This is a genomic window from Mediterraneibacter hominis (genome assembly GCF_014287475.1).
GTDB lineage: Bacteria > Bacillota > Clostridia > Lachnospirales > Lachnospiraceae > Mediterraneibacter > Mediterraneibacter hominis.
Window position 1 is genome coordinate 648,043 of record NZ_JACOPF010000001.1, and the last position, 12,711, is coordinate 660,753.

The 12,711-nt window shown below is 45.3% G+C and carries 15 protein-coding genes and 1 pseudogene; all 16 read right to left on the minus strand.

The window, feature by feature from the left end:
* Nucleotides 1-7: 7 nt before the first annotated feature.
* Nucleotides 8-1,821: pseudogene (locus H8S37_RS17610) on the minus strand (hypothetical protein).
* Between the two features lie 119 nt (nucleotides 1,822-1,940).
* Entirely contained in the window at nucleotides 1,941-2,132 is a 192-nt protein-coding gene (locus tag H8S37_RS03065) for a hypothetical protein (protein ID WP_186874570.1), read from the minus strand.
* A gap of 55 nt (nucleotides 2,133-2,187) precedes the next feature.
* Complete coding sequence (locus H8S37_RS03070) at nucleotides 2,188-2,925, minus strand: arginase family protein (RefSeq protein ID WP_207723870.1); 738 nt, start codon at nucleotides 2,923-2,925, stop codon at nucleotides 2,188-2,190.
* Nucleotides 2,926-3,117: 192 nt separating this feature from the next.
* Nucleotides 3,118-3,480 (minus strand): hypothetical protein, encoded by a 363-nt coding sequence (locus tag H8S37_RS03075; RefSeq protein ID WP_186874571.1) that lies wholly within the window; start codon nucleotides 3,478-3,480, stop codon nucleotides 3,118-3,120.
* Between the two features lies 1 nt (nucleotide 3,481).
* Nucleotides 3,482-6,151 (minus strand): phage tail tape measure protein, encoded by a 2,670-nt coding sequence (locus tag H8S37_RS03080; RefSeq protein WP_186874572.1) that lies wholly within the window; start codon nucleotides 6,149-6,151, stop codon nucleotides 3,482-3,484.
* Nucleotides 6,152-6,273: 122 nt separating this feature from the next.
* Complete coding sequence (locus H8S37_RS03085) at nucleotides 6,274-6,726, minus strand: GNAT family N-acetyltransferase (protein WP_207723871.1); 453 nt, start codon at nucleotides 6,724-6,726, stop codon at nucleotides 6,274-6,276.
* An 80-nt stretch (nucleotides 6,727-6,806) separates the two neighbouring features.
* Nucleotides 6,807-6,971 (minus strand): hypothetical protein, encoded by a 165-nt coding sequence (locus H8S37_RS03090; protein WP_186874574.1) that lies wholly within the window; start codon nucleotides 6,969-6,971, stop codon nucleotides 6,807-6,809.
* Nucleotides 6,968-7,345, minus strand: a complete 378-nt coding sequence (locus tag H8S37_RS03095) for a hypothetical protein (protein ID WP_186874575.1) — start codon at nucleotides 7,343-7,345, stop codon at nucleotides 6,968-6,970. The genes H8S37_RS03090 and H8S37_RS03095 overlap by 4 nt, the downstream gene beginning before the upstream one ends.
* Nucleotides 7,345-7,938: a major tail protein gene (locus H8S37_RS03100; RefSeq protein ID WP_186874576.1), complete on the minus strand. Its 594-nt coding sequence runs from the start codon at nucleotides 7,936-7,938 to the stop codon at nucleotides 7,345-7,347. The genes H8S37_RS03095 and H8S37_RS03100 overlap by 1 nt, the downstream gene beginning before the upstream one ends.
* A 3-nt stretch (nucleotides 7,939-7,941) precedes the next feature.
* The gene (locus H8S37_RS03105; RefSeq protein ID WP_186874577.1) at nucleotides 7,942-8,259 is read right to left on the minus strand and encodes a hypothetical protein; all 318 of its coding nucleotides are present in this window, start codon (nucleotides 8,257-8,259) and stop codon (nucleotides 7,942-7,944) included.
* Nucleotides 8,260-8,262: 3 nt separating this feature from the next.
* Nucleotides 8,263-8,643 (minus strand): HK97 gp10 family phage protein, encoded by a 381-nt coding sequence (locus tag H8S37_RS03110; RefSeq protein WP_186874578.1) that lies wholly within the window; start codon nucleotides 8,641-8,643, stop codon nucleotides 8,263-8,265.
* Between the two features lie 2 nt (nucleotides 8,644-8,645).
* Entirely contained in the window at nucleotides 8,646-8,978 is a 333-nt protein-coding gene (locus H8S37_RS03115) for a phage head closure protein (RefSeq protein ID WP_186874579.1), read from the minus strand.
* Complete coding sequence (locus tag H8S37_RS03120; protein ID WP_186874580.1) at nucleotides 8,978-9,253, minus strand: head-tail connector protein; 276 nt, start codon at nucleotides 9,251-9,253, stop codon at nucleotides 8,978-8,980. Before H8S37_RS03120 ends, H8S37_RS03115 begins: the two co-directional genes overlap by 1 nt.
* Before the next feature lie 131 nt (nucleotides 9,254-9,384).
* A complete protein-coding gene (locus H8S37_RS03125; protein WP_186874581.1) occupies nucleotides 9,385-10,578 on the minus strand; it encodes a phage major capsid protein in 1,194 nt (397 codons plus the stop codon).
* 6 nt (nucleotides 10,579-10,584) lie between these two features.
* Complete coding sequence (locus H8S37_RS03130) at nucleotides 10,585-11,379, minus strand: head maturation protease, ClpP-related (protein ID WP_207723872.1); 795 nt, start codon at nucleotides 11,377-11,379, stop codon at nucleotides 10,585-10,587.
* A 64-nt stretch (nucleotides 11,380-11,443) separates the two neighbouring features.
* Nucleotides 11,444-12,688: a phage portal protein gene (locus H8S37_RS03135; protein ID WP_186874583.1), complete on the minus strand. Its 1,245-nt coding sequence runs from the start codon at nucleotides 12,686-12,688 to the stop codon at nucleotides 11,444-11,446.
* Between the last annotated feature and the right edge of the window lie 23 nt (nucleotides 12,689-12,711).

A 12,711-nucleotide genomic window follows, 5' to 3' on the forward strand; every position in this document is an offset into this window, starting at 1 on the left:
ATCCCTCCTATTCAACCGTCACAGGCCTGCAGAAAGCACAGATTGCTGTTCTGCCAGTCATGTGATCCGTATATGCCCGCTGTACCAGTTCCATTGTCTCCATCTGCATGATATCCGTAATGTTCTTCACGTCCATGCCGCCGCCAAGGATAAACCTGCCGGTCTTTTCTTCAATCTCAATCTTTCCATCCCATGCCGGAGCCGCTGCCATTGCCTGTCCACTGATAGATGCAATGCAGTCCCCAATCCCAACGAAACCCGTCCCATTTTCCATGCGAAGGTAAACATTAAATGTGTTCGTAATATCAGGCACCACACTTTCGATTGGGTAATATAAGGAAAGAATGTGTTTGCCGCTGTGCCATGTTTCCACCGGGCAATGCACAGTAATGATTTCATCATTCAATTCAAAGGTCACATAGCATAAGACTTTGCCATCCTCCGACCAGGTAATCGGAATCTCCACTTCAAGCGGATTATCTGTCGTTTCCCCGGTCTCTGTATCTGTCTCCGTAAATGGAATGGAGATCGTCCCTTTCGCACTTGCAGTCCTCTCTGCCTGCAGCGCCGCCGCATCCACCACCACCTGTCCAAAGAACTGGGCATGGTTTTCTTCTGTTGTGGCAAACTCAATACTGATAATCTTTGTATCCGTATCTGCCAATGTATACGCAGAGGCATTGGCAAAGGTATGAATCCCGATCTTTCCGGCATCCACCTGATTCAAAAGCCCGGAAAGTTTTTATCATTCTTAGACTTCGCCTGTGCAAGACGAGGATTCTTCCCCACACAGCGAAGGGAATGTTTCCCACCAATCCTGCACTGGGAGAACGTAATACAGGTAATTTGTTCCCCATCCGCCTGACCACCACTGAACCTTAATACATCTCCCAGATCCAATGCCGGATTCCCAATGGTTTCCGAATCAAAAGGCACATAATTTATTACCGAAATATCCGCCAGGATCTGTTCACACAATTCCTGTCTCGTTTCTTCCACACCAAACTGTAAAAAAGGATTCGTCCCCAGATTCATGGTCAGTCCATCATCCGTTTCCAGCGCATAATACTCCGCAGTCTGTGTCCTCAGGTTCGTGGAACTGACTGCGGTATATCTGGTAATAAAATCAGAAAAACTGCTGGAAAACCTCTGCTTATTGCTGATATCCATGACCGGTTCACTGCCAAATTTCCGAAGCTCCAGCTTCCCTTCGCGGTTGATGCAAAAGAAACCTCCAAGAACCTGCCCAATATAAAACAGCACATCCCGGTAGGTTTCAATATCATTTTCACTATAAATAGAAAGAACCTCTGATCCATTGGGCATAGACTCAACCTCTGCCTGGGTATGTGCAAACTCTACCTTACAGGCTTTGCAGCAGAGCATGATGATCTTATAGGCATTTCCTATCGTATCCGTTGTATTGAAATCTTTTTCAAACCGAAGCATATAGTCATACGCCTTAATCTCCAGACACCGTATCGTCCGGTTCGCCTCACTGACCTCATAAATCCCCATCGGAACCATTTCATATCCTTCACCCACCAGCAGATGATAATACAGTTCCACCAATGCATCTTCCAGTGTGTACCTGTCGATTTCAGAAAACAGTGTAATTCCCATCTCCGCAGCATACACCGAACCAAGCTCCATTTCCGTATTGCCGCAGCACTGGGAAGAAATATACCCGCTTCCTTTTACAATATCTTTCTCTGAAAACTCATGCACCATCCCCGCCTTCGTGGTAATCTTTCCCGTCCAGTAATATCTCCTTGTGTTCTCCTGCACCTCCTGCAGGAACGCTTCACTTACCGGGTACAAAAAAACACCTCCTCCCGTTTCTGCGCGTTAAAAAAGCACCAACCACTTTCGTGACTGATGCCTAATACTTTTTGTATGAAAATGATAGAAATCACATCTTGATATATTTTTTATCCTGTCTATTCCAACAAGCCATACTCCCGATACTTATCCAGTATCATCTTATAGAGCATACGGTTTCCAAAATACTGACGGTAGGTGGCAGATTTTTCTTTCCCCTCCGCTTTCAGTTTCTCCATCTGCACTCTTTCATACTCTGCCTGTTTCTTAATATCCTCAAGCATTTTTTCAAATGATTCTAACCGTTCCATATACCCTCCACTACTACAATACACTTCTGCACTGCCACACACAAACTGAATTTTTTTAATCTGTAAACATCTTGATTTCAGCAAACATCTTATGTAGTCTGTGTTCATCAAACGGGAGATATTCAGCCACTGTAAAACCTATAACATCCGCATGTTCTGTAATTAAATACAGAATTTCAGATAATTTTTCCATTGTCATTTTACCGCCACCAGCGCCATCACCAACTAATTCCGAGTTTGCAAAATAAGTAGAATGGAAGAAATGTTCGTCCAATACATCTATATCAAAATGTATAAGAATATGGTCAAACCGACCTATGAAATCAATGATTTCTGAGTTGGTTACAAAATTCTTATCCTGCACCTTATACTTCACACCCATATTACTAAGATATTTTTCTTGATAATCATGAAGTGGTTGAAGTCCGATATAGAAAATTTCATCTGGTTTGAACTGAGAGTTCTTTATTTCTTTCGTCAGTTGTACTGCGCCATGGCCTAAAAGACTGCCAAGCACCATTGCATGGGCATTCGGATATCCATCCGCCAATGTCGATACGTCTGGATGTGCATCAATCCAAATAATACCAACATTTTCGTATTTGCCATGCAGATAATCAAATGGTGCAAGGGACACCATACAGTTACCTCCGATGGTGATAATCCTATCAGGATTTTCTTTGCTAATCTTTTCCTGTGCATCTCTGATTCCGAACAAAACTTCTTTCTCAGCATATATTCCATTTGTAACAATTTTCTCTTCGCCATCAGGTGGAATAATATCCACTTTCACAATAGTTTGATTTGGGTTCTGAGGTAATATATATTACAACAAATTGGCACCAAAATAGTATGTGTCAAGCCCACCACTAACATAGTCAGGATATAAAAGTCTAATTGTTTTCATTGTAATTTAACTCCTTACGCAAATTCCATTTTGATACAAACAATTATACCAGTTAACTCCCTTCCCGTCATTACAAAATCACATTTCCTTCAGCGTAAAACTTACCGTCCACAGTCCCTTATAGCTCGTATCTTTCTTAAGCTTTGCCTTAAATCCTTCCACATACATTTCCGTCTGTTTCAGATCTGCCAGTTCCGTGTCGAAATACTGCACCGTAATCTTATTCTTCTTCGCATAAGCGGACAGCCTTGCCAGCCACTTACTCGTAACCGAAAATGTAACCGGAATGCTCACTACTCCATGCCGGACAACGTCCCTCTGTATGGTTCCTGCCTCTGTCTCTCCTCCGGAGTCCGCTTCCACATCCGTATATTCCACTTCATAAGAATCCGGCAAGGGAAGCACCGCCCCGTCAAATTTCAAATATTCAAAAAATGCCATCCTACCTTCCCCCGCTTCTTAGATTCATTCTCTGCTGTGCATTCACAATCACTTCATCCAGCATCGTTCCGCCCAGATAAATGGGGATCACGATATCTCCCTGCTGTCCGTTCATCTGGCTCAGTGCTTCGGTAATAGCAGATGTGATACCGGATAATCCAGTGGCTGTCACACCGCTTTCAGATGGCGTAACAAAACGTGACTCCATCTCCGGCATCCGCGGAGTAATGACCATATCTCCGGCAACACCTTCCACAGCCTTTGAAACCATTGCCCTGCTCTGCTCAATCCCCTTTACTAAGCCGCTCATAAAGTCCGGCATCCAGCTTTCATAATCCGTAAGCGGACCTTCATCCGGCACAGAGAAATGCAGAAAAGAACGGATCGTTTCCGCCACATTTCCCACTGCATCCCGGATTCTCCCGATACAGCTCTGGATACCGTTCACGATCCCGTTAATGATATCCGCACCCCAGGAAAAAGCAGAAGATGCCAGGCTTCTAATGAAACTGACCGCATTGTTGAATCCGTTTTTGATCGTATCCACAATTCCATTGACCGTACTCTTAATGCCATTCCACATGGAATTGAATGTACCGGACACTACAGATTTAATGGTATCCAGCACCGTGACAAACACATTCTTAATCGCATTCCATACCGTTGTAACTAAAGTTTTAATTGCATTCAGAACTGTGGTAATCACCGTCTTGATTGCATGGAATACCGTTGTGATAATCGTTTTATAAGCATTAAAATAAGTAGTAACAATCGTACTGATTGCCCCCAGCACCGTGGAAAATATAGTCTTGATTCCTTCCCACAAGGAAGAAAAGAAATTCTTAATCCCATTCCAGATCGTCTGGGCAACACTGCTGATCGCCTCCCATGCAGATACAAAGAACTCTTTGATTGCCGTCCATACTGCAATGGCAACCTCTTTGATGTTCTCCCACAAATCAATCCAAAACTGCCTGAACGCCTCATTGGTATTCCATAAATAAAGAAATGCCGCCACCAACGCAGTAATCGTTGCAATGATCAAGGCAATCGGATTGGCAAGCATCACCGTATTCAATGCAGCAAAGGCTGTCTTTACCGTATTGATTACACCGGCAAGCTTTGGAACGACCGTCATAATGGTTCCCACGGCTGTGATCAGTTTTCCGATCACGATCAGGATCGGTCCCGCAACAGCCAGGATACCGCCAATCACCAGAACCACCTGCTGTACGATAGGATTCATGTTGCTAAAAGCATCCACCGCCGCCGTTATTTTCTCCACCAGACCGGTCAGAAATGGAAGTACATACTCCGATAGTTTAATCGCCAGGGATTCCAATGCACCGCCAAGCTGTTCCACCTTGCTCTGTAAATTATCCTGCATCACTGCGGCTGTTTCTCCGGCAACACCGGAACAGCTATTCATGGAAGCCGTCAGGGCATCATACTCTCCCTGTGTCAGATTCAAAAGCGAGATCAGACCGGACATGTCTTCCTTACCGGTGAGTGCTGTTGCATAATAAGCCTTCTGGTCATCCGTCAGCCCATTGAAACTGCTCCGCATGGTTGTGATGATTTCATCCAGGGACTTAAAAGAACCGTCACTGTTGGTAATGCTAAGATTCAATTCATCCATAGCAGATGCCACCGTACTGGACGGTTTTGCCATATTGGCAAGCACCGTTCTAAGGGAAGTACCTGCCTGCGAACCTTTGATACCAGCCATAGACATGGCGGACAAGGCTGTTGTCACATCCTCAATAGACAATCCCATGGATTGTGCCAGTGGTGCCACATATTTATAAGATTCCCCCACATCAGAAATACCGATCGTACCGGAGTTCGCTGCCTGTGTCATAAGGTCAGCCACCCTGGCAGAATCCTTCGCTGATAAACCAAATCCTGTAATCGCATCTGCCACGATCGTCGATACGGTACCAAGACCTTCTCCGGAAGCAGCTGTCGCATCCAGTACACCGGCCATGCCATCCAAAATCTGTGTGGTAGACCAGCCGGCCTTCGCCATCTCTGTCATTGCTTCCGCCACTTCCCCGGAAGAAAAGGAAGTGGAAGCGCCAAGATCAATCGCTTTCTCCCGGAGTTTCTCAAAATCTTCCCCGGTTGCTCCCGTAATAGCCTGAACCCCCGACATTGCCTTTTCAAAATCAGATGCCACTTTAATCCCCGCTGCTCCGACACCTACAATCGCCGCTGACATCGGAAGCAATGACTTACCGACACCCTCAACCCTGCTTCCGACATCCTGTAGCTTTGTACCGGTTACAGAAATCTTCTGCAATGCCACAGCCGACTGTTCCGCTTGTTTTTCCAAAGCTTCCAACGTCTGTTCCGTCGCAATGCTCTCTCTCTGGAGCCCATCATACTGGGACTGCGTGATCGTTCCCTGATCCAAAGCGGCATTGGCCTGTTCACTGGCAGTCTTCAACGCTTCCAGTTTTTCCTTTGTCACCTGAACCTCATTATTCAGGATCCTTTGCTTCTGGGATAAGAGTTCCGTATTGCCCGGATCCAGTTTCAACAGCTTTTCCACATCACGAAGCTGTGACTGGGTATTCCGTATCTCACTGTTCACACCCCTCAATGCAGTTGTAAGCTTCGTGGTATCCCCGCCGATTTCCACGGTAATCCCCTGTATTCTGCCTGCCATTCAACTCTCACCTCCCGTTTTTAAGCATTAAAAAAGCCCGGATTTCTCCGAGCCAAAAAGAAAGCACCTGCCAGTCCGACAGATGCTCATATACCATAATATTCGATTTTGCAAACTTGAATCTACCGATGTCTTCTCATATACAATAGCGGGTATAGGTTTCCTTGTTCGTCTAATTCTGTTCTTTTATAAGCCTCAAAACCCATATATTCATAAAATCCCTTTGCAAGTGGATTTTGCTCATTAACAGAAAGCTCATTTACAGAATAAGTCTCAATACCATATTGCAATAATTGTTTGCCAATTCCTTGCCCTCTGCTTTCATTTGAAACGAATAACATTTCAAGCATTTTATCTGAAATGCCCATAAATCCTATCGGCTTTCCATTTTCATTCTTCGCAACTATCAGAACAGGTACATCCGTTAGAGCTTGAGGAACATATTTCTTGATATTACATATTTCATCATCTGATAAAAACAAATGGGTTGCCTTAACAGAACTCTCCCATACATTTAATAGCTGCTCAACCAGTTCTGTAGCTCTATCTTTTACTTCTACAATTTTCACAATCATTACCTCTACAACTTCAAATTTAGCGAAAAAGCAATCCTCTCCCTACTCGTAATTATAGCATGGAGAAAAATCTCCTACAATTAGAACTTATCAAAATCCTCCTGCGTCGCTAGCTGCACATATTTACACTCATCATTCCGGCTTTCCGCATACATATCATTGATAAGGCCTATCGACAGCAGCTCCAAATCTGCCATCGACAGACCTAACTGTACGCACCTTAGCAGGAATAATGGTGTTGTCATCTCACGGTCTGTCGGGCGAAGTTTTTTTTAGCCTCCACATCCGTTTTTACATTCAGTCCCCACAGCTCGATCAGCTGCGGAAGCACCTGATAAATAGAAAAGGTATTGAACCCATCCAGCCACTCTTCCGGTGTATCCGGGATGGATGCATCCGCATGTTTCGCCATGACAAATGCAATATTTTCAAACATCTCCAAAGAAAACATATCCAGATTGGAACTTTCCTCACTGCCCTCGACAATGGATTTCTCCAATGCCTTCAGGTCTTTATATATATCCCTCTGGAACTTCATACGGTAAATCCTAGGAATCGCTGCAGATGCCTTAAAAGCCACCTGTTTCCCATCAATCTCGATCTGTTTCATCAAACTCATTATGCCATATCTCCTTCCTCCGCTTCTGCGATTGTCGGCATATACACCGATTTATACCAGTCATTGTAGACCGTTGCATCTGTGGTATTTCCGGTTTTCGCTTTCACAAAACCATTGGAAAGCGGTGTCGCCTTAATGGTCAGCGTCTCCGTCTGCACTTCCCTGGTATCTTCATTAGTCTGGCCCTCAATCCCCGGTCGGGATGCAGCACAGTTATAAAGCACATGGCGGATATGTCTCTGATCGCCGTCAAACTCAAACAGCAGTGCAAAGGATTCCAATTCCACCTGTGCATTCTCGATCAGGACTCCCTTATCATCCAGTTCCTCCTTCAAAACCTCCGTACGGAAGCTCTCCGGGATCAGCGCCAGTTCCAAATCGCCCTCATAACCCATGTTATTGTTGATCACATAATAGGCAATGCCATCCGCATAAAAATTCTCCGGCTCCCCATTGGCATCCAGTGAAATGGATACCGAACCCGGAACCGGTGTCGGTGTCCCAAAAGAGACCTCCCCATCCTCCGCAATGGTAAGCAGCGCATAATGCGCATTTTTCAGATTATATTTCACCTTATTATTCTTCTCTGCCATCTCTTAAACCTCCCATTCAAACATATACAAAACTTCATAAAGCCTTTCGCTTTCAATCCAAGTCTCGGATTTATTGTAAAAAATACCGTGTTCATCCAACACATCCTCCAGTTTCTGTTCCGCCGCTAAATCCTTGCAGTCCGTATACAGTTCTATATGAACCTCATTGATCTTGTAATAGACCTTGCCATCCGCAGAGAAGTGATTGCTTCCCGGAAGCAGATAACAGATAAACGGCGGCTCCGGTGATTCCCCCTCTGCAAAGTGATGGTATGCAAAAGGAATCTTCGTTTCATTTAATATCTGCAATAATTCTTCCATACACTAACCTCCGAGTGCCCTTTCTATCTCTTCCTGCAGCTGACGGATCCCCTGCTGTTCCGCCGGTGCAATATGCGCTCTTCCCTCAACACGCCCGCCATTCCTTTTCGCATGGCCATATTCCAGAAGATGAGCCAGCTGATACCGGTTCTTAGAATGAACCACCATGGTCAGCGTCTGGGATGTCTCCCTGACCTTTTTGGCAGCCCAGCTCTTCGCATACTTTCCGGTATCTTCCGGAGCATTCGCCTTAATCTCTTTACGAACGGTGGTACTGGCATGCTTCACAGCCTCTTTCATATCATCTGCGGCAAGCTCAGCATACTCTGTCAATCCCTGCATGATCACATCCGCCATTTCATTGATATTTACTGTAGATGCCATCCTTACCGCCTCGCTTTCTCACATCGGAATTTCAACGATTTCTTCTTATAATTCCTATGGTCTACGGAAAGAATGTTGTAAATCTCCCCTCGGAACAGGATACGGAAACCCGTGGACATGATGTCCACAAGTTGACTGCAATACCGAACACTAAATGTAATGCTTGCATCATCTACCGTCTGCCCTGCTTCTGATTTCTCATTTCCGCCTTCCCCGCCAATCGTTGCAAAACAGGAGTAATAATCCTCCCAGCTATCCTTACGATTCCCAATGGCATCGGAAACCACAGCACTCTTCTGAAACAGGATTTTTTCATTCAGCAAAGCTATCTTCATCAGAACCCCTCCTGTCTGCAGCCGAAGAGTAAGGAACGGAGTGATAAGGTCAGTGCATGGTGGTCTGCCTCTTCCCTGTGCTCATACAGATAGGCAACCGCATACATGACTGCAATCCTGGCACAAGGTTCTTCTTCAAAAGCAGCCTCATCTGCGATTCTTGCCACATCCATACATAAGGTCTGGGCGGATTCCATGATATTTCTGAGCAGAATATCATCATCCTCAAAGTCCACACGAAGATAATTCTTCATTTCTTCCAGTGTGATTACCACAATTCCACCTCCGTCTTGCGTCACATTTCGACGCTTATGTTCCGTTTCAGAACATTTTCATTTTGTTAAGCAACAATTTGGTGCATTTTTAAATGGTGCCAGCCGTAGCCGACACCACCATTCTGTCAATCTTAGGCACCCATCTTAAGCACCTGAACCGCTTCGGCAAGCACTAACTTACCATCCACACGTTCTTTTGCAACAAAACCAACCATACCGTTTCCGGCAAACAGTTCTTTCAGTTCTGCGAAAGAACGGACTCCACGGTCACCAATGTTGTAATAGCTGAAATCACCAAAGGCAATAACAGGTTTACCCGCTGCAATGGTAGGAACATATGCAGAAGTCATCACCTCATAGCCCAAGAGTCTGTCCGGCTCTCCAACCTGCAGGGAAGGCTGCCATAAATACTGCCCGTTTTCATCTTTCAGCTTACGAATTACTGCAATGGTCGCATCGTTCATAATGAACTTTGCTTTCTTACGGTACGGGCGCTTCAATGCATACACAAGATTGATGATCTCATCCGTTGTAATGTCTGTTGCGCTCGCAGTAGTCACTCCAATCTCACCACCGCCCTCTTCGGCAAAAATACCAAGAGGCTTGCCGGTGCCATCTCCATTGAGGAATGCATCCTCTTCTGCATTTGCCAGTGCTTTGGAAAACTGACGGATCAGGTAATTCTCCAACCCAAAGGCATTGTCATACAAAAGTTCCTCTGTAACCTTCACAGCTACATGAAGCTTATGGGCATCCAGATTGATCTGACTGAATTTCGCATCACCAAACGTAAGCTCTTCGCCCTCATCGATCCATGCCGCCGCAGGTTTTGCACCGGCAATGTTGATCTTACGTTCCCCGCTTGTAGTAATCGTGGTTCCAAGTTTACGGAAGATATTTTCCTCCTCCAGACCTTCAATCAATCTGGAATCGTATTCCTCTGGTACCAGATAGCCTCCATCCGCATCAATCCCCTCAGAAAGCACGTTTCTGATGTTCCGGAAGTTGTTGCGGATCGCATGAAGCATTGCTTCCTTATATTCGTCGGAAGCACGACCAGTCTTCCTTTCAGTATCCTTTCCGCCATTCATAGGCTTACCGGTAATCGGCGTGTTCACAGGTTTATTCAGCTCTGCTTCCATAGCCTCCATCTCTTCCATGCGTGCGATCTCGGCAGAATAGTTCTGTACCTTCTGCTCCATTTCCCCATAAGTGGCTGCATCCTCAGCAGACAACAGACCATCCTTATCACGTTTTGTTTCCACAAAAGCCTTCGCAGCTTCCCATGCTTTGTTTCTCTTTTCTCTCAGTTCTAAAATAGTCATAGTAGATTACCTCCAATTTTTCATTAAATGAAGCCGACTCATCAGCGAATCGACTTTGACTTTGTTACTGTTTTCAGTTTCATTTTCCTGCTGGATTCGGCACTTCTCGGCAATCTTATCCATTAAGGAATTGACCACCGCAGTTTTTGAATACAGCATGGATACCTGTGGCACTTCCAACTCATCCACAGCACCATTTCTCTGGATAATTTCATCTGCAAAACCAAGCTCAATCGCCTTATTTACATCCATCCATGTTTCCGCGTCCATGAGGTGTGCCAGTCTGGTTCTGGACATTCCGGTTTTTAACTCATAGGCATTGATAATGGAATCTTTTACACTGGAAAGCATATCAATGGCTCTCTGCATCTCCCCGGAATCACCAAAAGCAATGGTCATCGGATTGTGAATCATCATCATGGATACTGGAGACATCAGCACCGTATCACCGGCCATTGCAATGACTGAAGCTGCGGATGCTGCAATCCCGTCAATCTTGACTGTGACCTTCCCCTCATACTCACGGAGCATGTTGTAAATCTGGGCAGCAGCCACACAGTCTCCGCCGGGCGAATTGATCCAGACTGTAATATTACCCTTCCCATCCATCAATTCTTCCTTGAACATCTGCGGTGTGATGTCATCATCAAACCAGCTATCCTCTGCGATGGTGCCATTTAGTAACAGTGTTCTCTCCACCGTTTCCGTCTGTGTCTCCTGATTCCAAACCTGCTGGTTCTTCCACTTCCAAAACTTCTTCACTTTGTTTTTCCTCCTTTCCCTCGTCCTTACTTGCTTCATATCACTCGCTTCCGCACAACTGCGAAATCTCCCTCATTCCGTAGCTCGTCCTCTCCCCAAAAAGTCACGACTTTTCGGGGCCTCCTGCGAAAGCTCCTGCGTCTTTTAATTTGGTCATATTCCCGTTGATCAGGTACAGATCGCCGCCTCCCTCTTCCGGAATACGGTCAAGATTTTCAAGTTCCCGGATATCGTTGGCGCTCATCCAGCCGTTCTGTCTGCCGATGGCATAACCATTCATACGGCTCTGATAATCGCCACGGAGCAATCCATCCACATTGAACTTGACAAAATACCCCGTCTTCTCATCTGCGGAAAATAGGGAACGAACAATCTCCTGTTCCCACCTTGCAACCCAAGGGTCTAAGGTATATTTCACGAACTCCAAAGACTGCTGCTCTATATTAGAAAAGCTCGACTTTTCCAAATCCCCGACCATATGTGGAGGAACCCGGAAAATTCGAGCGATTTCATTGATTTGAAATTTTCTTGTTTCTAAAAACTGTGCCTGTTCCGGACTGATGGAAATCGGTGTGTACTTCATTCCTTCTTCCAGAACCGCAACTTTATTGGCATTAGAACTTCCACCAAAAGTTTCTGTCCAGCTTTCTCTTAATCTTGCCGGATCTTTAATCGTACCCGGATGCTCCAGCACACCACTTGGTGCCGCACCATTGGCAAAGAACTTTGCACCATACTCCTCACAGGCAATGGCCATACCGATCGCATTCTTCGCCATTGCGATAGGCGAATACCCAACCAGTCCATCAAACCCAAGACCTGGGATATGAAGCACATCCGACGGTTTCAGATTAACAACACTTCCTTTCACGGTCGGTGCATCATCTTTACTGGTGTTGTACTGATAATAAAGCTGTCCTTTCTCATCCCTGTCCACAATCATCCGGTTCGGCATCAGCGGATACAATGCAATGATTTCCCCTTTGCCATTACGGATAATCTGGGCATACGCATTTCCCCAAAGGAGCAGATGTGTCATCAAAGTCTCTCTGAACACAAAGGATGTCATTTCCGGATTCGGTTCATCATGGAGCAAAAAATAAAGCGGGTGTTTCACCGCCTTTTCCTTACCACCTTCTCCGTTGTATCTGTAAACATGAAGCGGAAGGCTTGCCACCGCCTCTGATAAGATACGCACACAGGAATACACCGCTGTCATCTGCATGGCTGAACGCTCATTGACATTCTTCCCACTGGAACTGCCACCGATAAAAAATCGGTATGCACTTCCAGATGTAGCATTTTGTGGTTTATCCCTTGCTTTAAAAATCCCTGTTAAAATTCCCATGATTATTTCACTCCTTGTTTGTT

Bases quoted from the DNA above. Each gene is read 5' to 3' on its own strand.
- H8S37_RS03065 (WP_186874570.1), bottom strand. From the start codon at position 2,132: ATGGAACGGTTAGAATCATTTGAAAAAATGCTTGAGGATATTAAGAAA.
- H8S37_RS03075 (WP_186874571.1), bottom strand. From the start codon at position 3,480: ATGGCATTTTTTGAATATTTGAAATTTGACGGGGCGGTGCTTCCCTTG.
- H8S37_RS03080 (WP_186874572.1), bottom strand. From the start codon at position 6,151: ATGGCAGGCAGAATACAGGGGATTACCGTGGAAATCGGCGGGGATACC.
- H8S37_RS03085 (WP_207723871.1), bottom strand. From the start codon at position 6,726: ATGATTGTGAAAATTGTAGAAGTAAAAGATAGAGCTACAGAACTGGTT.
- H8S37_RS03090 (WP_186874574.1), bottom strand. From the start codon at position 6,971: ATGACAACACCATTATTCCTGCTAAGGTGCGTACAGTTAGGTCTGTCG.
- H8S37_RS03095 (WP_186874575.1), bottom strand. From the start codon at position 7,345: ATGAGTTTGATGAAACAGATCGAGATTGATGGGAAACAGGTGGCTTTT.
- H8S37_RS03100 (WP_186874576.1), bottom strand. From the start codon at position 7,938: ATGGCAGAGAAGAATAATAAGGTGAAATATAATCTGAAAAATGCGCAT.
- H8S37_RS03105 (WP_186874577.1), bottom strand. From the start codon at position 8,259: ATGGAAGAATTATTGCAGATATTAAATGAAACGAAGATTCCTTTTGCA.
- H8S37_RS03110 (WP_186874578.1), bottom strand. From the start codon at position 8,643: ATGGCATCTACAGTAAATATCAATGAAATGGCGGATGTGATCATGCAG.
- H8S37_RS03115 (WP_186874579.1), bottom strand. From the start codon at position 8,978: ATGAAGATAGCTTTGCTGAATGAAAAAATCCTGTTTCAGAAGAGTGCT.
- H8S37_RS03125 (WP_186874581.1), bottom strand. From the start codon at position 10,578: ATGACTATTTTAGAACTGAGAGAAAAGAGAAACAAAGCATGGGAAGCT.
- H8S37_RS03130 (WP_207723872.1), bottom strand. From the start codon at position 11,379: ATGAAGCAAGTAAGGACGAGGGAAAGGAGGAAAAACAAAGTGAAGAAG.
- H8S37_RS03135 (WP_186874583.1), bottom strand. From the start codon at position 12,688: ATGGGAATTTTAACAGGGATTTTTAAAGCAAGGGATAAACCACAAAAT.